The organism is Streptomyces sp. NPDC039423 (genome assembly GCF_055598725.1).
This window is the reverse complement of sequence record NZ_JBVKAH010000002.1, coordinates 796,500-816,322: the sequence shown is the minus strand read 5'-3', so window position 1 is coordinate 816,322 and position 19,823 is coordinate 796,500. Positions and strand designations below refer to the sequence as shown.

At 70.8% G+C, this 19,823-nt stretch carries 21 protein-coding genes; 4 read left to right on the top strand and 17 right to left on the bottom strand.

Going from position 1 to position 19,823, the window contains the following annotated elements:
- The first annotated feature begins 13 nt into the window (after positions 1 to 13).
- On the top strand, positions 14 to 586 hold the full coding sequence (locus ACZ7LK_RS09745) for a cob(I)yrinic acid a,c-diamide adenosyltransferase (RefSeq protein WP_392271992.1): 573 nt from the start codon (positions 14 to 16) through the stop codon (positions 584 to 586).
- Positions 587 to 637: 51 nt separating this feature from the next.
- Here the strand turns inward: ACZ7LK_RS09745 and ACZ7LK_RS09740 are convergent, their stop codons facing one another.
- On the bottom strand, positions 638 to 1,222 hold the full coding sequence (locus ACZ7LK_RS09740; protein WP_392271993.1) for a hypothetical protein: 585 nt from the start codon (positions 1,220 to 1,222) through the stop codon (positions 638 to 640).
- 150 nt (positions 1,223 to 1,372) lie between these two features.
- On the opposite strand from ACZ7LK_RS09740, the gene ACZ7LK_RS09735 reads away from it, so the two are divergent.
- The 3 genes from ACZ7LK_RS09735 (at position 1,373) to ACZ7LK_RS09725 (ending at position 5,270) form a co-directional block, all read left to right on the top strand.
- The gene (locus ACZ7LK_RS09735; RefSeq protein ID WP_392271994.1) at positions 1,373 to 2,584 is read left to right on the top strand and encodes a sensor histidine kinase; all 1,212 of its coding nucleotides are present in this window, start codon (positions 1,373 to 1,375) and stop codon (positions 2,582 to 2,584) included.
- Positions 2,581 to 3,282, top strand: a complete 702-nt coding sequence (locus tag ACZ7LK_RS09730; RefSeq protein ID WP_392271995.1) for a response regulator — start codon at positions 2,581 to 2,583, stop codon at positions 3,280 to 3,282. Before ACZ7LK_RS09735 ends, ACZ7LK_RS09730 begins: the two co-directional genes overlap by 4 nt.
- A 131-nt stretch (positions 3,283 to 3,413) precedes the next feature.
- Positions 3,414 to 5,270, top strand: a complete 1,857-nt coding sequence (locus ACZ7LK_RS09725) for a glycosyl hydrolase family 18 protein (RefSeq protein WP_392271996.1) — start codon at positions 3,414 to 3,416, stop codon at positions 5,268 to 5,270.
- On the opposite strand, the gene ACZ7LK_RS09720 is transcribed toward ACZ7LK_RS09725, so the two are convergent.
- The 16 genes from ACZ7LK_RS09720 to prmC form a co-directional block, all read right to left on the bottom strand.
- The gene (locus tag ACZ7LK_RS09720) at positions 5,271 to 6,026 is read right to left on the bottom strand and encodes a 4'-phosphopantetheinyl transferase family protein (protein WP_471139364.1); all 756 of its coding nucleotides are present in this window, start codon (positions 6,024 to 6,026) and stop codon (positions 5,271 to 5,273) included.
- Positions 6,027 to 6,099: 73 nt separating this feature from the next.
- The gene (locus ACZ7LK_RS09715; protein ID WP_392271998.1) at positions 6,100 to 6,573 is read right to left on the bottom strand and encodes a DUF2550 domain-containing protein; all 474 of its coding nucleotides are present in this window, start codon (positions 6,571 to 6,573) and stop codon (positions 6,100 to 6,102) included.
- 129 nt (positions 6,574 to 6,702) lie between these two features.
- Positions 6,703 to 7,077: a F0F1 ATP synthase subunit epsilon gene (locus ACZ7LK_RS09710; protein WP_392222507.1), complete on the bottom strand. Its 375-nt coding sequence runs from the start codon at positions 7,075 to 7,077 to the stop codon at positions 6,703 to 6,705.
- Between the two features lie 153 nt (positions 7,078 to 7,230).
- The gene (gene atpD / locus ACZ7LK_RS09705; RefSeq protein WP_392271999.1) at positions 7,231 to 8,673 is read right to left on the bottom strand and encodes a F0F1 ATP synthase subunit beta; all 1,443 of its coding nucleotides are present in this window, start codon (positions 8,671 to 8,673) and stop codon (positions 7,231 to 7,233) included.
- The gene (locus ACZ7LK_RS09700; RefSeq protein ID WP_392272000.1) at positions 8,673 to 9,590 is read right to left on the bottom strand and encodes a F0F1 ATP synthase subunit gamma; all 918 of its coding nucleotides are present in this window, start codon (positions 9,588 to 9,590) and stop codon (positions 8,673 to 8,675) included. Before ACZ7LK_RS09700 ends, atpD begins: the two co-directional genes overlap by 1 nt.
- A 20-nt stretch (positions 9,591 to 9,610) precedes the next feature.
- Positions 9,611 to 11,209, bottom strand: a complete 1,599-nt coding sequence (gene atpA / locus ACZ7LK_RS09695) for a F0F1 ATP synthase subunit alpha (RefSeq protein WP_392272001.1) — start codon at positions 11,207 to 11,209, stop codon at positions 9,611 to 9,613.
- Between the two features lie 126 nt (positions 11,210 to 11,335).
- Positions 11,336 to 12,151 carry a F0F1 ATP synthase subunit delta gene (locus ACZ7LK_RS09690; protein WP_392272002.1) on the bottom strand — a complete coding sequence of 272 codons (816 nt, stop codon included), beginning with the start codon at positions 12,149 to 12,151 and terminating at the stop codon, positions 11,336 to 11,338.
- On the bottom strand, positions 12,148 to 12,693 hold the full coding sequence (locus ACZ7LK_RS09685) for a F0F1 ATP synthase subunit B (RefSeq protein ID WP_392272003.1): 546 nt from the start codon (positions 12,691 to 12,693) through the stop codon (positions 12,148 to 12,150). The genes ACZ7LK_RS09690 and ACZ7LK_RS09685 overlap by 4 nt, the downstream gene beginning before the upstream one ends.
- A gap of 41 nt (positions 12,694 to 12,734) precedes the next feature.
- Positions 12,735 to 12,968 (bottom strand): ATP synthase F0 subunit C, encoded by a 234-nt coding sequence (atpE, locus tag ACZ7LK_RS09680; protein ID WP_010474382.1) that lies wholly within the window; start codon positions 12,966 to 12,968, stop codon positions 12,735 to 12,737.
- Between the two features lie 87 nt (positions 12,969 to 13,055).
- On the bottom strand, positions 13,056 to 13,865 hold the full coding sequence (atpB, locus tag ACZ7LK_RS09675; protein WP_392272004.1) for a F0F1 ATP synthase subunit A: 810 nt from the start codon (positions 13,863 to 13,865) through the stop codon (positions 13,056 to 13,058).
- Between the two features lie 225 nt (positions 13,866 to 14,090).
- Positions 14,091 to 14,528 carry a hypothetical protein gene (locus tag ACZ7LK_RS09670; protein WP_469463009.1) on the bottom strand — a complete coding sequence of 146 codons (438 nt, stop codon included), beginning with the start codon at positions 14,526 to 14,528 and terminating at the stop codon, positions 14,091 to 14,093.
- A 262-nt stretch (positions 14,529 to 14,790) separates the two neighbouring features.
- Positions 14,791 to 16,107: an MraY family glycosyltransferase gene (locus ACZ7LK_RS09665; protein ID WP_392272006.1), complete on the bottom strand. Its 1,317-nt coding sequence runs from the start codon at positions 16,105 to 16,107 to the stop codon at positions 14,791 to 14,793.
- 106 nt (positions 16,108 to 16,213) lie between these two features.
- Positions 16,214 to 17,488, bottom strand: a complete 1,275-nt coding sequence (locus ACZ7LK_RS09660) for a serine hydroxymethyltransferase (protein WP_392272007.1) — start codon at positions 17,486 to 17,488, stop codon at positions 16,214 to 16,216.
- Between the two features lie 132 nt (positions 17,489 to 17,620).
- Positions 17,621 to 18,259 (bottom strand): arsenate reductase/protein-tyrosine-phosphatase family protein, encoded by a 639-nt coding sequence (locus ACZ7LK_RS09655; RefSeq protein ID WP_392272008.1) that lies wholly within the window; start codon positions 18,257 to 18,259, stop codon positions 17,621 to 17,623.
- Complete coding sequence (locus ACZ7LK_RS09650; protein WP_392272667.1) at positions 18,256 to 18,903, bottom strand: L-threonylcarbamoyladenylate synthase; 648 nt, start codon at positions 18,901 to 18,903, stop codon at positions 18,256 to 18,258. The genes ACZ7LK_RS09655 and ACZ7LK_RS09650 overlap by 4 nt, the downstream gene beginning before the upstream one ends.
- Positions 18,904 to 18,932: 29 nt before the next feature.
- Positions 18,933 to 19,814, bottom strand: a complete 882-nt coding sequence (prmC, locus tag ACZ7LK_RS09645) for a peptide chain release factor N(5)-glutamine methyltransferase (RefSeq protein ID WP_179166411.1) — start codon at positions 19,812 to 19,814, stop codon at positions 18,933 to 18,935.
- Positions 19,815 to 19,823: the final 9 nt, after the last annotated feature.

The following is a 19,823-nucleotide window of genomic DNA, read 5'->3' as shown; positions in this document are numbered from 1 at the left end:
CTAAGGTGGCCGTATGGTCAATCTGACGCGCATCTACACCCGCACCGGCGACAAGGGCACGACGGCACTCGGCGACATGAGCCGCACGGCCAAGACGGACCTGCGGATCGCGGCGTACGCCGACGCCAACGAGGCCAACGCGGTGATCGGCACCGCGATCGCGCTGGGCGGCCTGGACCAGGAGGTCGTCAAGGTCCTCGTCCGGGTCCAGAACGACCTGTTCGACGTGGGCGCCGACCTGTCGACGCCGGTGGTCCCGGACCCGCAGTACCCGCCGCTGCGGGTGGAGCAGAGTTACGTCGACAAGCTGGAGGCCGACTGCGACCGGTTCCTGGAGGACCTGGAGAAGCTCCGCTCCTTCATCCTCCCGGGCGGAACCCCGGGCGCGGCCTTGCTGCACCAGGCCTGCACGGTGGTGCGGCGGGCCGAGCGCTCGACGTGGGCGGCGCTGGAGGTGCACGGCGACACGATGAACGCCCTGACGGCGACGTACCTCAACCGGCTCTCGGACCTGCTGTTCATCCTGGCCAGGACGGCCAACAAGGAGATCGGCGACGTCCTGTGGGTCCCGGGCGGCGAGCGCTGACCCGGGCCGGCGGCCGGCGGCGGCCGCGGCCTAGCGGCGGCCGGCGGCGGCCTAGCGGCGGTCCACGCGGGCCGGTCCGCCGCGGCCTGGCTCCGGCTCGGGCGCCGGCGCCTTCCGGGGCCAGACCGCGTACGAGAGGGCGATCAGCCCGTGGATCCCGGCCGCCCGCCACGCCACGCCGGTCCAGTTCTCCAGCGGACCGGTGCGGCCCGGGTCGTCCACGTACAGCACCGCCAGCCACAGCAGCCCCGTGGCGACCACCGCCCCGATGAGCGTGCCCAGCCAGAGGCGGCCCTCGTGACGGGCGCGGGCCATGCCGTAACGGGGCGGGCCCACCGGGCGGGGGCCGCCCGCCAGGCGGTGGGCGGCATGGCCGTCGAGCCACTTCACCGTGCGGTGACCGTGGCCGACGGTGTACCCGATGTACAGCGCGGCCAGCCCGTGCTCGGCGCTCGGGTCGGCGCCGTTCTTCAGGTCCATCGCGGTGACGACCAGCAGGACGACCTCCAGCAGCGGTTCGCCCAGCAGCAGCGCCGCGCCCGTGCGGGGCATCCGCAGCAGGTAGCGGACGGCCAGTCCGGCGGCCAGCAACACCCAGAAGCCGACCTCGCAGATGACGATGAGCGCGACGACCACGGCACTCTCCCTTCGGTACCCCTCCAGCCTTCCGGCGGCGGGCGGCCGTTTCGTCGTCGCCGGTGACGAACCGGGACTGCATCCTTCGATGTAGCGGCGCTCCGACCGCGCGGTGACGTCACCGGCGGGGGCGGCATGTTGGATGGGCGTGTGACGTTTCCCCGTACGCATCGCGACGACGTGCTGATCGCCGCCGCCGGGCTGGCCTGCGGTGTGCTGCTGTGGTGGTTCGGGCTCTACACGCGCGGGACGCGGGACACCGGGCTGCCGGGCGACCCGGTGGTCCTGGTCCCCCTCCTGGTGATGACCGCGCTGGCGCTGGTGCGCCGCACCATGCCGCGCACCGCCCTGCTCGCCGGGACGGTGGCCGTCGTCGCGGACCAGTTCACCCGGGGCGACCTGATGACGGTCGTGATGTTCGCCGACATCGTGTACGCGGCCGTGGTGTACGGGCCCCCCGCCTCCGTCCGGTGGATCCCGGTCACCAGCGGGCTGATCACCATCGCGGTGACGCTCGGCTTCCTGGCCTGGTACCGCACTCCGGAGGCGCTGCTGATCGGGGTGGTCACGGCACTGATCACGTTCTTCCCGGCCATCACCGGCGCCGTCGTCCGCAATCACCGCCTGGCCGCCGACACGGCCCGGCTGCGGGCGGAGCAGACCGCGCTGCTGGCGGAGATGGACCGCCGGCAGGCGGTGATCGCCGAGCGGTCCCGGATGGCCCGCGAGCTGCACGACATGGTGGCCAACCACCTGTCCGCGATCGCCATCCACTCCACCGCCGCGCTCTCCATCGACGACCCCGGGACGTCCCGGGAGGCGCTGGGCGTCATCCGGGAGAACAGCGTCGACGGCCTGGCCGAAATGCGCCGCCTGATCGGCCTGCTGCGGGACACCAGCGGCCATGACGAGCCGGCCGCCGCACCGACCCTGGACGGCCTCGACGCCCTGGTGCGGCAGGCCCGGGTGAACGGTGCGGCGAGCGGTCTGACCTTCCGGCTCACCGACGACCGGGCCCCGGACGGCCGGCTCCCCGCGCCCGTCGAGCTGGCCGCGTACCGGATCGTCCAGGAGTCGCTGACGAACACGCTCAAGCACGCGGACGGGGGCGAGGTGACCGTCACGCTGACCTCCGCCGCCCCGGGGCTGACCGTCGAGGTGACCAGCCCCTTCGGCGCCCGGCCCGGCCCCCGCGCGCCCGGGTCGGGGGCCGGTCTGGTGGGGATGCGGGAGCGGATCGCGCTGCTGGGCGGGGTGTTCGCGGCGGGCCCGGCGCCGGCGCCGGGGGACGGGACGGGGAAGATCTGGCGGGTACGGGCGGAGCTGCCCGTGGCGGAGGACGACAGGGAGCCGTCGGCATGACCGGACGCATGACGGAACGCGGTACGGGAAGCACGGCCGGAGCCGCCCGGGTGCGGGTGCTCGTGGCCGAGGACCAGCGCGCGGTGCGCGCCGGACTGGTGCTGATCCTGGGCAGTGCGCCCGACATCGAGGTGGTCGGGGAGGCGGGGGACGGCGAGGAGGCGGTGCGGCTGGCGCGGGAGCTGCGCCCGGACCTGGTGCTGATGGACATTCAGATGCCCCGGCTGGACGGGGTCTCGGCGACGCGCCGGGTGGTGGGCGAGCGCCTCGCCGACGTCCTGGTCCTGACCACGTTCGACCTGGACGAGTACGTCTTCGGGGCGCTGCGCGCGGGGGCGGCCGGGTTCCTGCTGAAGAACACGGAGGCCGGGGACCTGATCGGGGCGGTACGGACGGTGGCCCGTGGCGAGGGCCTGATCGCCCCGGCGGTGACCCGCCGGCTGATCGCGGAGTTCGCGGCCCCGGCCGGCCGGGTGCGCGCGCCGGACGCGCCCGATCCGGCCGTACTGGATGTGCTGACCCGGCGGGAGCGGGAGGTCCTCTCGTGCCTGGGCGAGGGGCTGTCGAACGCGCAGATCGCGGTGCGGCTGGAGATGGCGGAGGCGACGGTGAAGACCCATGTCAGCCGCCTGCTGGGCAAGTTGGGGCTGCGCAGCCGGGTGCAGGCCGCGGTGCTCGCCCAGGAGCTGGGGGTCTGACCGGGGCGAGGCTCGGCCCGGTACACCTATGGTCTGGACCTATTGACGATTGGTCCAGACCTTCCTACGCTCACGGCGCGCACCTTTCACGGACCCCCACCGTTGTCCGTCCCGCAACTTGAGGAGCACCGTTGAGCACTCAAGCACTTCCGCGCAGAACGAGGTTCCGTGCCAGAGCCACGGCCGGACTCACCGCCCTGCTGCTCCCGCTGGCCGCCATGGTCGGCCTCGCCTCCCCCGCCCAGGCCGCCACCTCGGCGACCGCCTCGTACACCAAGGCCTCCGACTGGGGGTCGGGCTTCGAGGGCCGGTGGACGGTGAAGAACACCGGCACCACCACGCTCTCGTCCTGGACCGTCGAGTGGGACTTCCCCTCCGGCACGTCCGTCACCTCCGCCTGGGACGCCACCGTCACCGGCAGCGGCACCCACTGGACCGCCAAGAACGTCGGCTGGAACGGCACCCTCGCCCCCGGCGCCTCCGTCTCCTTCGGGTTCAACGGGACCGGCACCGGATCCCCCACCGGCTGCAAGCTCAACGGCGGCTCCTGCGACGGTGGCCCCACCGTGCCCGGGGACAACCCGCCCTCCGCGCCCGGCACCCCGTCCGCGTCCGACATCACCAACACCTCGGTCAAGCTCTCGTGGGCCGCCGCAACCGACGACAAGGGCGTCAAGAACTACGACGTCCTCCGCGACGGCGCCAAGGTCGCCACGGTCACCGGCACGACGTACGCCGACACCGCCCTGACGGCCGGCACCGACTACTCGTACACCGTCCAGGCGCGTGACACCGCCGACCAGACCGGACCGGTCAGCGGCGCCCGCGCCGTGCGCACCACCGGCGGCGGCACGGACCCGGGCCCCGGCCCCGGCTCGGCCGTCAAGCTCGGCTACTTCACCAACTGGGGCGTCTACGGCCGCAACTACCACGTCAAGAACCTGGTGACCTCCGGCTCGGCGCAGAAGATCACGCACATCAACTACGCCTTCGGCAACGTCCAGAACGGCAAGTGCACCATCGGCGACTCCTACGCCGACTACGACAAGGCCTACACCGCCGATCAGTCCGTCGACGGCAAGGCCGACACCTGGGACCAGCCGCTGCGCGGCAACTTCAACCAGTTGCGCAAGCTCAAGGCCCAGTACCCGCACATCAAGGTGCTGTGGTCCTTCGGCGGCTGGACCTGGTCCGGTGGCTTCGGCCAGGCCGTGCAGAACCCGGCCGCCTTCGCCCAGTCGTGCTACGACCTGGTCGAGGACCCGCGCTGGGCCGATGTCTTCGACGGCATCGACCTGGACTGGGAGTACCCCAACGCCTGCGGCCTGTCCTGTGACACCAGCGGCCCGGCGGCCTTCAAGAACATGATGCAGGCCATGCGCGCCAAGTTCGGCACCGGCAACCTGGTCACCGCGGCCGTCACCGCCGACGCCTCCTCCGGCGGCAAGATCGACGCCGCGGACTACGGCGGCGCCGCGCAGTACCTCGACTGGTACAACGTGATGACGTACGACTTCTTCGGCGCCTGGGCGGCGAAGGGCCCGACGGCCCCGCACTCCCCGCTCACCTCGTACCCGGGCATCCCCCAGGCGGGCTTCAACTCCGCCGAGGCGATCGCCAAGTTCAAGGCCAAGGGCGTGCCGTCCGCCAAGCTGCTCCTCGGCATCGGCTTCTACGGCCGCGGCTGGACCGGCGTGACGCAGAAGGAGCCGGGCGGCACCGCCACGGGCCCGGCGCAGGGCACGTACGAGCAGGGCATCGAGGACTACAAGGTCCTGAAGAACAGCTGCCCCGCCAACGGGACGGTCGCCGGCACGGCGTACGCCCACTGCGGCACCAACTGGTGGAGCTACGACACCCCGGCCACCGTCACGTCCAAGATGGGCTGGGCGAAGAACCAGGGCCTGGGCGGAGCCTTCTTCTGGGAGTTCAGCGGCGACACCGCGGGCGGCGAGCTCGTGAGCGCCATCGACAGCGGACTGAAGTAGTCACCCGCGGCGGGGACGGCGCAGGACGCCGTCCCCGCCGTACCCCGTCTCGTGCCGCACCACACGGCATTCCTCCCCCAGGACGGCGACCGCTGCCCGGTAGCCGTCACCCGCGTCGACGTCATGGAGCCGCACCGGCGGGTGCGGCTCTTCGCGTTCCCGCCACTCCAGCAGCGCGGCCGGCGCGTCCGGCGCGCTCACCGTCAGCAGCGCGGGGGGCACCGTCAGCCCGTCGCCGGTCGCCTTGAGCACCGCTTCCTTCCGCGCCCAGTAGCGGACGAAACCCGGTGTCCGCTCCGCGGCCGGCAGCCGCTCCAGCCAGGCCCGCTCGGCCGGCGCCAGGACCACCGGCGCGAGCTCCGCCGCCCGGCCGTCCTCCGCGACCTCCTCCAGATCGACACCGACCGGCCCGGCCAGCGACAGCGCGACCGCGACCCGCTCCCCCGAGTGCGACAGCGACGGCTCCAGCGAGGAACCGGCCACCCGGGGCTTGCCGTGCGGCTCCGGCCGGTCGCAGTGCCGGCACTCGTGGACGAACCGCACCTCACCCGGCGCGGTCCCGAGCTGCGCCGCCACCAGCTCCCGCAGCAGCGCGTGCGCGGTCAGGTACAGCGCGCGGTCCGCCGCGCGCACGAAGGCCCCGTACCGCGACCGCTCCCGGGCGTCGAGGAGCTCCAGCAGGGACGGCGACGGTTCGCGCACGGCGTCGGCGATCCACACATGGCACTCGCCCGCCCCCACCCGGGGGACGTCCACACCCGCACCGGACCGGACCGTCCGGGGGGCCTCGCCCGAGGCCCCGCGTCGCGAAGCCTCCCGCGGATGCCCGTCAGGCGACATTGACCCGCTGGCCGGGAGGCGCGGCCTCCAGCCAGGCGAGGAAGCCGGTGAGCGCGTCCTCGCTCATCGCCAGTTCCAGCCGGTGCCCGTGGTGCAGACAGCCCAGCACCACCGAGTCCGACAGCAGCGCCAGCTCCTCCTCGCCCTCGGGCATCCGGCGCGCCAGCACCTCGATGCCGGACCGCTCCAGGACGCGGCGGGGGCGGGGGGCGTAGGAGAAGACCCGGAACCAGGCGACCCGGTCGCCGCTGTAGCGGGCGACGCCGTACACCCAGCCCTTGCCGGTGGGGGTCCCCCCGGCGGAGCGAGGGGGAAGGTCACCGTCGTCCGGCACGTGCCAGCGCAGGCTGCAGTCGAAGGTGCCGCCGGACCGCTGGATCAGCCGGCGGCGCAGTCCGAAAACGAAGAGCCCGATCACCACCAGCGCGACGACCAGGGCGCTCACCAGCAGAGCGAGGAACATCTCCACCGACCTCCTCGCATCGTTCGTTCAACGAAGTACAACCTGCACCTGCATCGACCTCAGCCGCGGCACGTTCTGGATGATTCCAGACCGGACCGCGGCTGAGGGCACAACTGTCGGCGCGCTGCGCTAGCGCACCGCTACCGCGCGCAGCCGGACGCCGGCGCGCCGCTCGGCGGCGGCGTCCGACTCGGCCTTCGCGCGCTCCAGCGCACGCTCGGCGCGCTGGGGGTCGATCTCGTCCGCCAGCTCGGCGATCTCGGCGAGCAGCGACAGCTTGTTGTCCGCGAAGGTGATGAAACCGCCGTGCACGGCGGCGACGACAGTCCCGCCCTCACTCGTACGGATGGTCACCGGGCCCGACTCCAGCACACCGAGCAGCGGCTGGTGGCCGGGCATGACGCCGATGTCGCCGGACGTGGTGCGCGCGATGACCAGGGTGGCCTCGCCGGACCAGACACTCCGGTCCGCGGCGACCAGCTCGACGTGCAGCTCAGCAGCCAAGGGTGGCTCCTCGGGTCACCACCCGGCGTGTGCCGGGTGTTGGGTCATAAGTCTAGTAGGGCGCCCGGCGACGGATCGCCGGGCCCCTCGGTCAAACGGGGGGCGTACGAAGGGGGGCGGGACGGACCCGCCCCCCTTCACGAGTCACGGGACTCAGGAGACGCCGAGCTCCTTGGCGTTCTTCTTGAGGTCCTCGAGACCACCGCACATGAAGAAGGCCTGCTCGGGGAAGTGGTCGTACTCACCGTCGCAGATCGCGTTGAACGCGGCGATCGACTCGTCGAGCGGCACGTCCGAGCCGTCCACGCCGGTGAACTGCTTGGCGGCGTGGGTGTTCTGGGACAGGAAGCGCTCGACGCGACGGGCACGGTGGACAACGAGCTTGTCCTCCTCGCCCAGCTCGTCGATACCGAGGATCGCGATGATGTCCTGGAGGTCCTTGTACTTCTGGAGGATCCCCTTGACGCGCATGGCGGCCTCGTAGTGGTCCTGCGCGATGTAGCGCGGGTCCAGGATCCGGGACGTGGAGTCCAGCGGGTCCACGGCCGGGTAGATGCCCTTCTCGGAGATCGGACGGGAGAGAACCGTCGTCGCGTCGAGGTGGGCGAAGGTGGTGGCCGGGGCCGGGTCGGTCAGGTCGTCCGCGGGGACGTAGATCGCCTGCATCGAGGTGATCGAGTGACCACGCGTCGAGGTGATGCGCTCCTGGAGCTGACCCATCTCGTCCGCCAGGTTCGGCTGGTAACCCACCGCGGACGGCATACGGCCGAGCAGGGTGGACACCTCGGAACCGGCCTGGGTGAACCGGAAGATGTTGTCGATGAAGAAGAGCACGTCCTGCTTCTGCACATCGCGGAAGTACTCCGCCATGGTCAGACCGGCCAGGGCGACGCGCAGACGGGTGCCCGGGGGCTCGTCCATCTGGCCGAAGACCAGGGCGGTCTTGTCCAGAACGCCGGACTCTTCCATCTCCGCGATGAGGTCGTTGCCCTCACGGGTGCGCTCGCCGACGCCCGCGAAGACGGAGACGCCTTCGTGGAGGTTGGCGACACGCATGATCATTTCCTGGATCAGCACGGTCTTGCCGACACCGGCACCACCGAACAGACCGATCTTTCCACCCTTGACGTACGGGGTGAGAAGGTCGACGACCTTCAGACCGGTCTCGAACATCTCGGTCTTGGACTCGAGCTGGTCGAAGGCGGGGGCCTTGCGGTGGATCGGCCAGCGCTCACCGACGTTGGCGTTCTCCTCGGGGTGGTTCAGCACCTCACCGAGGGTGTTGAACACCTTGCCCTTGGTGAAGTCGCCGACCGGCACCGTGATGCCGTTGCCCGTGTCGGTCACCGCGGCCTGGCGGACCAGACCGTCGGTGGGCTGCATCGAGATGGTGCGGACCAGGCCGTCACCCAGGTGCTGGGCGACCTCCAGGGTCAGCGTCTTCTTCTTGCCGTCCTCGGCCGGGTCGGCAACCTCGACGTGCAGCGCGTTGTAGATCTCCGGCATCGCGTCGACGGGGAACTCCACGTCGACGACCGGGCCGATGACCCGCGCGACGCGGCCCGTCGCCGTGGCCGTCTCAACAGTGGTGGTCATTACTTGTCACTCCCCGCGGTCGCGTCGGCCAGGGCGCTCGCGCCACCGACGATCTCGCTGATTTCCTGGGTGATTTCGGCCTGGCGGGCCGCGTTGGCAAGCCGGGAGAGGCTGTTGATCAGGTCTCCGGCGTTGTCGGTCGCCGACTTCATCGCGCGGCGGCGGGCGGCGTGCTCGGAAGCGGCGGCCTGCAGCAGTGCGTTGTAGACACGGCTCTCGACGTACCGCGGCAGCAGGGCGTCGAGGACGTCCTCGGCCGACGGCTCGAAGTCGAACAGCGGAAGGATCTCGCCCTTGCTCCCCGTCTCCTCCGCCGCCTTCTCCAGGCTGAGCGGGAGCATCCGGTTCTGCACGGGCGTCTGCGTCATCATCGACACGAATTCCGTGAAGACGATGTGCAGCTCGTCGACCCCGCCCTCGGCCGTCTCCGTGGTGACGGCCTGGATGAGGGGCGCGGCGACGGCCTTGGCGTCCGCGTAGCTCGGGCTGTCGGTGAAGCCGGTCCACGACTCCGCGACCTTGCGCTCGCGGAAGCCGTAGTAGGCGACACCCTTGCGGCCGACGATGTACGTGTCGACCTCCTTGCCCTCGCCACGCAGCCGCGCGGTGAGCTGGTCCGCCGCCTTGATGGCGTTGGACGAGTAGCCGCCGGCCAGACCGCGGTCGCTCGTGATGAGCAGGACCGCGGCCCGCGTCGGGGTGTCCGTCTCGGTGGTCAGCGGGTGGTTGGTGTTCGACCCGGTGGCCACCGCGGTGACCGCGCGGATGAGCTCGGTCGCGTACGGCGTCGAGGCCGCCACCTTGCGCTGCGCCTTGACGATGCGCGAGGCGGCGATCATCTCCATCGCCTTGGTGATCTTCTTGGTCGCCGTGACGGATTTGATGCGACGCTTGTAGACCCGGAGCTGCGCTCCCATGAGTCAGGTCCCTTCCGTCGTCACTTCGAGACGTTGGCGGCGGCCGGGGCGTCCTCGGCCAGCAGCTTCCCGTCCGAGGTCTCGAACTGCTTCTTGAACGCGGCGATGGCGTCGGCGACGGCGGTGAGGGTGTCGTCCGACATCTTCGCGCCCTCGCGGATCGAGGTCATCAGCGGCTTGTGCTCCCGGTTAAGGAAGTCCAGCAGCTCGGTCTCGAAGCGGCGGATGTCCGCGACCGGGACGTCGTCCATCTTGCCGGTGGTGCCGGCCCAGACGGAGACGACCTGGTTCTCGGTCGGCATCGGCTGGTACTGCGGCTGCTTCAGCAGCTCGACCATCCGCTTACCGCGCTCCAGCGAGGCCTTCGACGCGGCGTCCAGGTCGGAACCGAAGGCGGCGAACGCCTCCAGCTCACGGAACTGGGCGAGGTCCACGCGCAGCCGGCCGGAGACCTGGCGCATCGCCTTGTGCTGGGCGGAGCCACCGACACGGGAGACCGAGATACCGACGTTCAGGGCCGGACGCTGGCCGGCGTTGAACAGGTCGGACTCCAGGAAGCACTGGCCGTCGGTGATGGAGATGACGTTGGTCGGGATGAACGCCGAGACGTCGTTGGCCTTGGTCTCGACGATCGGCAGACCGGTCATCGAGCCGGCGCCCATGTCGTCGGAGAGCTTGGCGCAGCGCTCCAGCAGACGCGAGTGCAGGTAGAAGACGTCACCCGGGTAGGCCTCGCGGCCCGGCGGGCGGCGCAGCAGCAGGGAGACGGCACGGTAGGCGTCGGCCTGCTTCGACAGGTCGTCGAAGATGATCAGGACGTGCTTGCCCTGGTACATCCAGTGCTGACCGATGGCGGAGCCGGTGTAGGGCGCCAGGTACTTGAAGCCGGCCGGGTCGGACGCCGGGGCGGCGACGATGGTCGTGTACTCCAGGGCACCGGCCTCCTCCAGCGCGCCGCGCACGGACGCGATGGTGGAGCCCTTCTGGCCGATGGCGACGTAGATGCAGCGGACCTGCTTCTTCGGGTCGCCCGAGCGCCAGTTGTCGCGCTGGTTGATGATCGTGTCGACGGCCAGGGCGGTCTTGCCGGTCTGACGGTCACCGATGATCAGCTGACGCTGACCACGGCCGATCGGGGTCATGGCGTCGACGGCCTTGTAGCCGGTCTCCATCGGCTCGTGCACCGACTTGCGCTGCATGACCGTGGGTGCCTGCAGTTCGAGGGCGCGGCGGCCCTCGGTCGCGATCTCGCCGAGACCGTCGATCGGGTTGCCGAGCGGGTCGACGACCCGGCCCAGGTAGCCCTCGCCGACAGCGACGGACAGGACCTCGCCGGTGCGGGTGACCGGCTGGCCCTCCTCGATGCCGCTGAACTCACCGAGGACAATGGCACCGATCTCGCGCTCCTCGAGGTTGAGGGCGAGGCCGAGGGTGCCGTCCTCGAACTTCAGCAGCTCGTTCGCCATGGTCGAGGGCAGACCCTCGACCTTCGCGATGCCGTCGCCGGCAAGGCTGACCGTACCGACCTCCTCGCGCGAGGCCGCGTCCGGCTTGTACGACTGGACAAAGTTCTCCAGCGCGTCCCGGATCTCCTCCGGCCGGATCGTGAGCTCCGCCATCTGGGTTCCCTGCTCTCCTTGTTGGGCCCGAAGTATCTTTGGGGGATCTGGGGGCTCCCCCCAGAACTTCTGCATCCTCTGCACGGCCCAACCGGGCCGTAGGTAACGCTTTTTGGGTTGTGCTGGTCAGCCGGCGAGTCGCCGGGCCGCCTCGTCGAGACGACTGGCGACGGTGCCGTTGACGACCTCGTCGCCGACCCGCACCGAGATCCCGCCGAGGACCGTGGGGTCCACGTCCAGGTTCAGGTGCATCTGGCGGCCGTACAGCTTGGCCAGCACGGCGCCGAGGCGCTGCTTCTGCTGGTCGCTCAGCGGCACCGCCGAGGTGACGACCGCGACCATCCGGTCCCGGCGCGCCGCGGCGAGCTTGGACAGGGAGTCGAGTCCCGCCTCCAGGCTACGTCCCCGGGGCTGGGTCACGAGACGGACGATCAGCCGCTCCGTGGCGGGGTTCGCCTTGCCGCCGAGCAGGCTGCGCAGCAGCTCGCTCTTGGCGGACGTGGTGGCCGCCTTGTCGGTCAGCGCGGCCCGCAGCTCCGTGCTGGACGAGACGATCCGGCCGAACCGGAACAGCTCGTCCTCGACGTCGTCGAGCGCGCCGGTCTGCTGCGCCGCGGTGAGGTCCGCGGTGTTCGCCAGCTCCTCGAGGGAGTCGACGAGGTCACGCGAGTACGACCAGCGGGACCGGACCATGCCGGAGACCAGGTCGACGGCTTCCCCGCCCACCTGACCGCTCAGCAGTCGCGTGGCCAGCTCGGCCTTGGCCTCACCGGCCTGCGCCGGGTCGGTCAGGACCCGACGCAGCGACACCTCGCGGTCGAGCAGCGCGGTAACGGCGGCCAGCTCACCGGCGAGCTTCGCCACGTCGACCGACGTGTTGTCGGTCAGCGCGTCGAGGCGCTCGCGCGCGGCAGCCAGTGCCTCGCGGCTCGCTCCGTTCATCGGGCGGCCTCGGCCTTCTCCTCGAGCTCGTCGAGGAAGCGGTCGATGGTGCGGCTCTGGCGGGCGACGTCCTCGAGGGACTCGCCGACCAGCTTGCCGGCCAGGTCGGTGGCGAGCTTGCCCACGTCCTGGCGCAGCGCGGTCGCCGCGGCCTTGCGGTCGGCCTCGATCTGGGCGTGGCCGGCGGCGATGATCTCCTCGCGCTGGCGCTGGCCTTCCGCCTTCATCTCCTGGATGATCGCGGTGCCCTGCTCCTGCGCCTCCTGACGCAGCCGCGCGGCCTCGTGGCGGGCCTCGGCGAGCTGAGCCTTGTACTGCTCGAGCACACTCTGGGCTTCGATCTTGGCCGCCTCGGCCTCTTCGATACCGCCCTCGATCTTCTCGCGGCGCTCTTCCAGAACCTTGTTGATGTTCGGGAGGAGCTTCTTGGCGAGGAAGCCGAAGACGATGGCGAAGGCGATCAGGCCGATGACGAGCTCGTCGAGATGCGGGAGCAGAGGGTTCTGAGGCTCCTCCGCCGCCGCAAGGAACAGAGCGTTCACATCAGTGCCTTCCGTGAAAGGGGTTGGGCTGTCGGTCCGGCTTACTTGTAGACGAAGCCCATGACGATGCCGATGAGGGCGAGCGCCTCACAGAAGGCGAAACCCATGATCTGGTTGGTACGGATCAGGCCGGCCGCCTCGGGCTGACGGGCGAGGGCCTGGGTGCCGTTACCGAAGATGATGCCGACGCCGACGCCGGGGCCGATCGCGGCCAGACCGTAGCCGATGGAGGCGACGTTTCCGTTGACAGCGGCGAGAGTCTCGAGAGCGGACATGCCGGTTCTTCCTTCTCTTTCAAGGACCCGGTGGGGGTTGGCCACCGGACGTCTGTTGGTAGGGGGTTGGGCTGGGCCGAGGCCCGCTCAGTGGTGCTCGGAGAGCGCGCCCTGGACGTAGCTGCTGGCCAGGAGCACGAAGACGTACGCCTGGACGGCCTGGATGAAGAGCTCGAAGGCCGTCATGATGATGACCATGACGAACGAGGCGCCGGCGTAGACGAAACCGAGGCCGTTCATCAGGTACCAGGTCGCCAGGGAGAACATGACGATCAGCAGGTGACCGGCGAACATGTTCGCGAAGAGTCGCACCGCGTGCGTGAAGGGCCGGATGATCAGGTTCGAGAAGAACTCGAGCAGCATGATCAGCGGCAGGATCGCGCCGAGGGACTTGTCGTAGCCGAGGATGTTCTTCCAGCCGCCGACGAAGCCGTGCTTCTTGAAGGTCAGGCTGACCCACATCACGTACACGATGATGGCGAGGCCGGCCGGGAAGGCGATCAGCGAGGTGACCGGGAACTGGGCGAGCGGAATGATCGACCAGAGGTTCATGATCCAGACGAAGAAGAACAGCGACACCATGAAGGGGACGTACTTCTCGCCGTCCTTCTTGCCGATGATCTCGTAGACGATCCCGCGGCGCACGAAGTCGTACCCCGCCTCGCCGACCATCTGAAGCTTGCCCGGGACCAGCTTCGGCTTGGCGAAGGCGGCCCAGAAGAATGCGACGATCGCGATCGAGCCCAGCAGGGCCAGCAGCATCGGCTTCGTGAACTCGAAGCCGCCGATGGTGGCGATGGGCTCGTACAGGAACGTGTGCAGACCCGGAGCCGGGAACCCGCAGGGGGTGAAGATGTGGCAGCTCGCGTCGAAGGCAAGCGTCTGGTCAGCACTCACCGCGGGCTCCTTCAGCGTGGCGCATAGGTACGGCAACCTCGTTGTGTCGGCGCGGCACGCAGCCGCGGGTCGGCACTGGACTGGTCTTACGGATGGGGGGGCGGCGGTTCGGCGTCGAGCCTCGCGCTGGGACAGGCGTCAGCTCGGATGCCCGCGCCCGCAGTGCCGCAGTTGGCACCGGACGATAGCAGCAACGCGAACGCGCATTTATCCCGGCCCTACCCCTCACGTCGACTGCCCCGTCTTCTCGGACTTCGTGCCCTTGTCGGACGTGGGTTCAACGTAAAGGATCTTGGCCTTCATGTAGGCGCGGGCCTGGGCCGCGACCCAGACGACGGTCGCCGCGAGCAGCGTGAAGGCGAACGCCTTGAAGTCGAACAGCGTGGTGTTCTTGAGCAAGGCGAGGAAGATGAAGAGCAACAGCAACTGGGCCGTGTAGAGCATCAGCCCCATGGCCTGGAAAAGCTGCGGCAGCGTCCTGGCCGTCCGCTGGAGCACCACCAGCCCGATCCCCATGAAGAGGACGACCACGAGCGTCCCGACGACCGCGCCGATCGCCCCCTTGCCACCGGCGACCACACCGCTGACGGCGGTCGCGATCGCGCCGACGGCAAGGGTGGGTACGGCGGTGTGCAGGAGGGTGCGGGCGTCGTTGGACGGCATGGCGGCATCTCCGCTTGCTGGTGGGGGCAGTGGTGTCGTCATGGACGAGCGTAATCCCGGTCCGAGGCGTGCTCTCGGGGCCGCGGAACCGTCGCACTACGGTCCTTCGGCTCTGTCGCCGGGTCTCGTGAACGGTATCACAAACTATTTGATGAGGTCTTTACCCGGAGGTGTGCCAACTCTCACACATGAGAGTGACCGCGCGCGTGTGTGCGCGACAGCGGGCCGGTTTGTCTGGTAATGGCCCGACCCGTGACCTCCGTCAACCGCGCGTTCCGGCCTTCCGCCGGTCGTGGAGCTCGGGAAGGGCACTGAGGGCGGTCGCCCCGTTGACTCCCGCCGGAACGGGCACGCGCTCCTCGTCGTGCGAGGGCGACGGCCCCCCGGGCGGGGCCGGCGCCAGCCGCACCGTACGGCGGCGGTAGCGCGGCGGGACGAAGGCCTCCGCCCAGCGCGGGGCGCGGGGGGTGAACCGCGGCAGCAGCAGGAGCACCAGCCCGATCGCGCTCAGCGCCACGATCAGCAGCACGATCCACATCGACGCCGAGTGCACCGAGTACGCGAGGGTGCCGAAGGCGATGAGCGCCGACCAGAAGTACATGATCAGCACCGCCCGGCTGTGCGAGTGGCCGATCTCCAGCAGCCGGTGGTGCAGGTGCCCGCGGTCGGCGGCGAACGGCGACTGGCCGTTCCAGGTCCGGCGCACGATCGCCAGCACCAGGTCCGCCATCGGGATCGCGATGATCGTCAGCGGCAGCAGCAGCGGGATGAAGACCGGCAGGGCGGCGTGCGTGGCCTCGCGGGTCGAGCCCTCGAAGATCTTCAGCGCGTCCGGGTCGACCTGACCGGTGATGGAGATGGCCGAGGCGGCCAGCACCAGGCCGATGAGCATCGAGCCGGAGTCGCCCATGAAGATCCGCGCCGGGTGCATGTTGTGCGGCAGGAAGCCCAGGCACATGCCCATGAGGATCACCGCGAACAGCGTCGCCGGGGCGGCGGCCTCGATCGTGAAGCCGTACCAGATCCGGTAGGCGTACAGGAAGAACGCGGCGGCGGCGATGCACACCATGCCGGCCGCGAGGCCGTCGAGGCCGTCCACGAAGTTCACCGCGTTGATGGTGATGACCACCAGGGCGACGGTCAGGAGCGTGCCCTGCCACTGGGTCAGCGCCACCGTGCCGATGCCGGGGATGGGCAGCCACAGGATCGTCAGGCCCTGCATGACCATGACGCCCGCGGCGATCATCTGGCCGCCGAGCTTGATCAGGGCGTCGATCTCGAACTTGTCGTCCAGGACGCCGATCAGCCAGATCAGGGCGGCGCCGGAGAGCAGCGCGCGCGGCTCGTTGGACAGCTCGAAGACGCTGTTGAGGTTGGGCAGGTGGTCCGCGACGAGCAGTCCCGCGCACAGCCCGAAGAACATGGCGATGCCACCGAGCCTCGGTGTCGGTTCTCGGTGCACGTCGCGGGCACGGATCTCCGGCATCGCGCCGGCCGCGATGGCGAACTTCCGCACCGGACCGGTGAGCAGATAGGTCACCGCGGCCGTGACACAGAGCGTCAGCAGGTAATCACGCACGGGCTGCCCCACAGGAATCGCTGGCCATCTCAGCCCCACACCCTAGCTCTGCCGTCCCCATGGTTGAGGACACACGGGTGCCGCCGGCGGTTGCACGCCTGTCCTTCTACCCCCGATACGGTGGATATCGGTCGGCCAGTTCCCGCACCTCGGCCCGGACCTTCCCGGCCGCTTCCGGGTCCTCCCGCAGCGCCGCCGTGAACAGCGCGGCGATCCGTTCCATGTCGGCCGGCACCATCCCCTGGGTCGTCACCGCGGCCGTACCGAGCCGGATCCCGCGCCCGTCCCCGTACGGCAGGGCGCACGTGTCCAGCACGATCCCGGCGGCCGCGAGACGGGACCTGGCGATCCGGCCGTCGAGGCCCAGGGGCGCCGGGTCGGCGGTGATCAGGTGGGTGTCGGTGCCACCGGTGGTGACGGCGAAGCCCTCGCGGGCGAGCGCGCCGGCGAGGGCGCGCGCGTTGGCCACCACCTGGTGGGCGTACGCGGTGAACGCCGGCGTCGCCGCCTCCCCGAAGGCGACCGCCTTGGCGGCGATGGTGTGCATCTGGGCGCCGCCCTGCGTGAACGGGAACACCGCCCGGTCGATGCGCTCGGCGAGCTCGGCGCCGCACAGCAGCATGCCGCCGCGCGGTCCGCGCAGCACCTTGTGCGTGGTCGCGCAGACGACGTCGGCGTACGGGACGGGGTTGGGCGCGGCCCCGCCGGCCACCAGTCCGATCGGGTGGGCGGCGTCGGCGATGAGGCAGGCCCCCACCTCGTCGGCGATCTCCCGGAACGCGGCGTAATCGATGTGCCGGGGGTACGAGATCGAGCCACACACGATCGCCTTCGGGCGGTGCTCGTGCGCCAGCAGCCGCACCTGCTCGTGGTCGATGAGCCCGGACTCGGCGTCCACGCCGTAGGGGACGAAGTCGAACCAGCGGCCGGAGAAGTTGGCCGTCGATCCGTGCGTCAGGTGCCCCCCGTACGCCAGCCCCATGGCCAGCACGGTGTCCCCGGGCCGCAGCAGGGCCGCGTACGCGGCCAGGACGGCCGAGGAGCCCGAGTGGGCCTGCACGTTCGCGTGGTCGGCCCCGAAGAGCGCGGTGGCCCGCTGGACGGCGATCCGTTCGGCGGTGTCCACGTACTCGCAGCCGCCGTGGTACCGGGCGCCGGGGTAGCCCTCGGCGTACTTGTTGGCGAGCGGCGACCCGAGCGCGGCGAGCACGGCGGGCGAGACGAAGTTCTCGGCGGCGATGAGCTGGAGGCTGTCGGCCTGCCGGCGCCCCTCCCCCGCCAGGACGTCGGCGATCTCGGGGTCCTGCCGTCGCAGGACGTCGGCATCCGCCCCGTACGCGTTCGACGCGCGCACATCGGCGGCAGCAGCGGTGACCGGCATCAGTGGCTCCAGGCGTGGGCGGGCCCCGTCACACCCAATGTAGGCCCGCCCCGCCCCCCGCGCCCCGCCGGCGCCGCCCCGGTTCCCCCGTCAGGGCCGCGGGTCCCGGGCGGGCCCGGCGCCGGGGCGCGGCTACCGGCGGGTGGGGACGCCCGTCAGGGCGGTGACGACCGGGTCCAGGGCCTGCTGGATCTCGTCGCCGATGGAGCGGAAGAACGTGATGGGCGCGCCGTACGGGTCGTTGACCTCGTCGGCTTCCGCGCTGGGCGCCAGGAGCCACCCGCGCAGCGCGGCGGCGGCGCGGACCAGGGCGCGGGCGCGCTCGGCCATGCCGTCGCTCAGGGGGTCGGGCAGGGTGGCCGGATCTATCGCCCGTACGAGCCGGGTGAACTCCTTCAGCGTGAACGTGCGCAGCCCGGCCGAATGGCCCATCGAGATGACCTGGGCGCGGTGGTCGCGGGTCGCCGTCAGGACCAGGTCGGCGCGGATGACGTGCTCGTCGAGCAGCTCGCGGCCGACGAAGCCGCTCGCGTCCGCGCCGAAGTCGGCGAGGACGAGCTCGGCGTTGGCCTCCATGGGGGCACCCTCGTGGCCCCAGGTGCCGGCGCTCTCCACGATCAGGCCGCCGCCCAGGGGGTCGCCCAGGCGGTCGCACAGGGCATGGCGGGTCAGCCGCTCGGTGATCGGCGAGCGGCAGACGTTGCCGGTGCTGACGTGGAGGATGCGGAACGAGTGGTCCGTGCCTATGCCACGCCCCTCAGGGGCGGTCAATTGGCCACCTCGAGGTCGGGTACCACCTTGCGCAGCTCGTCGACGGACAGGGCGCCGGCGCGCAGCAGGACCGGGACCTTGCCGGTGACGTCGACGATCGACGACGGGACGATGCCGGGCGTCGGGCCGCCGTCCAGGTACACCGACACGGAGTCGCCGAGCATGCCCTGCGCGGCGTCGCAGTCCTCGGGCGCCGGGTGGCCGGTGAGGTTGGCGGACGAGACGGCCATCGGGCCGACCTCGGTGAGCAGCTCGATGGCGACCGGGTGCAGGGGCATGCGGACGGCCACGGTGCCGCGGGTGTCGCCGAGGTCCCACTGGAGCGACGGCTGGTGCGTGGCGACCAGCGTCAGGGCCCCCGGCCAGAAGGCGTCGACGAGCTCCCAGGCCTGCTCGGAAAAGTCCGTGACCAGGCCGTGCAGCGTGTTCGGGGAGCCGATCAGGACGGGCGTGGGCATGTTGCGGCCGCGTCCCTTGGCCTCCAGCAGGTCGGCGACGGCCTCCGCGCTGAAGGCGTCCGCACCGATCCCGTACACGGTGTCGGTGGGCAGCACGACGAGCTCGCCGCGGCGGACGGCGGACGCGGCCTCACGGAGGCCGGTCGTGCGGTCGGTCGCGTCGTTGCAGTCGTATCGCCGAGCCATGGTGCGGGCCTCCTCGTACACGTGCTTCGTCATGGGGTCGCCTTGCGCGCGGTCGCGAAGCGCGGGCGGTTGTTCAGGTCGGGGTGGTCGGCGGCGTCCGCCCAGCCGGCCTCCTCGTTGAAGATCCACGGCACCTGGCCGCCCTGGGTGTCGGCGTGCTCGACGACGACGAGGCCGCCGGGGCGCAGCAGACGGTGGGCGGTGCGCTCGATGCCGCGGATGGTGTCGAGGCCGTCCTCGCCGGAGAAGAGCGCCATCTCCGGGTCGTGGTCGCGGGCCTCGGGCGCGACGTACTCCCACTCGGTGAGGGGGATGTACGGGGGGTTGGAGATGACCAGGTCGACCTGGCCGTCCAGCTCGGGGAGGGCCGTCAGGGCGTCGCCCTGGTGGACGGTGACCCTGGATCCCTCGGCGTTCTTGCGCGTCCACACCAGGGCGTCCTCGGACAGCTCCACGGCGTGCACGCGGGAGCGCGGCACCTCCTGGGCCATGGCGAGCGCGATGGCGCCGGAGCCGGAGCAGAGATCGACGATCAGCGGTTCGACGACGTCCATCGCCCGTACGGCGTCTATGGCCCACCCGACGACCGACTCGGTCTCGGGGCGCGGCACGAAGACGCCGGGTCCGACCTGGAGCTCCAGGTACCGGAAGAACGCCCGCCCGGTGATGTGCTGGAGCGGCTCGCGGGCCTCCCGGCGCGCGATGGCCTCCCAGTAGCGGGCGTCGAAGTCCGCGTCCTTGACGTTGTGCAGTTCCCCCCGCTTGACGCCGTGCACGAACGCGGCGAGCTCCTCGGCGTCGAAGCGGGGTGACGGCACGCCGGCGTCGGCCAGCCGCTGGGTGGCCTGGGCCACCTCGGCAAGCAGCACACTGCGGGGGCTTGGGGGTCGCCCCCCAAAATGTTGCTGCACGCTGGTCCT

Coding starts and splice junctions, on each gene's coding strand:
- ACZ7LK_RS09745 (WP_392271992.1), top strand. CDS start 14: ATGGTCAATCTGACGCGCATCTACACCCGCACCGGCGACAAGGGCACG.
- ACZ7LK_RS09730 (WP_392271995.1), top strand. CDS start 2,581: ATGACCGGACGCATGACGGAACGCGGTACGGGAAGCACGGCCGGAGCC.
- ACZ7LK_RS09715 (WP_392271998.1), bottom strand. CDS start 6,573: ATGTTCCTCGCTCTGCTGGTGAGCGCCCTGGTCGTCGCGCTGGTGGTG.
- atpD (WP_392271999.1), bottom strand. CDS start 8,673: ATGACCACCACTGTTGAGACGGCCACGGCGACGGGCCGCGTCGCGCGG.
- ACZ7LK_RS09700 (WP_392272000.1), bottom strand. CDS start 9,590: ATGGGAGCGCAGCTCCGGGTCTACAAGCGTCGCATCAAATCCGTCACG.
- atpA (WP_392272001.1), bottom strand. CDS start 11,209: ATGGCGGAGCTCACGATCCGGCCGGAGGAGATCCGGGACGCGCTGGAG.
- ACZ7LK_RS09690 (WP_392272002.1), bottom strand. CDS start 12,151: ATGAACGGAGCGAGCCGCGAGGCACTGGCTGCCGCGCGCGAGCGCCTC.
- atpE (WP_010474382.1), bottom strand. CDS start 12,968: ATGTCCGCTCTCGAGACTCTCGCCGCTGTCAACGGAAACGTCGCCTCC.
- ACZ7LK_RS09670 (WP_469463009.1), bottom strand. CDS start 14,528: ATGCCGTCCAACGACGCCCGCACCCTCCTGCACACCGCCGTACCCACC.
- ACZ7LK_RS09660 (WP_392272007.1), bottom strand. CDS start 17,488: ATGCCGGTCACCGCTGCTGCCGCCGATGTGCGCGCGTCGAACGCGTAC.
- ACZ7LK_RS09650 (WP_392272667.1), bottom strand. CDS start 18,903: ATGGCTCGGCGATACGACTGCAACGACGCGACCGACCGCACGACCGGC.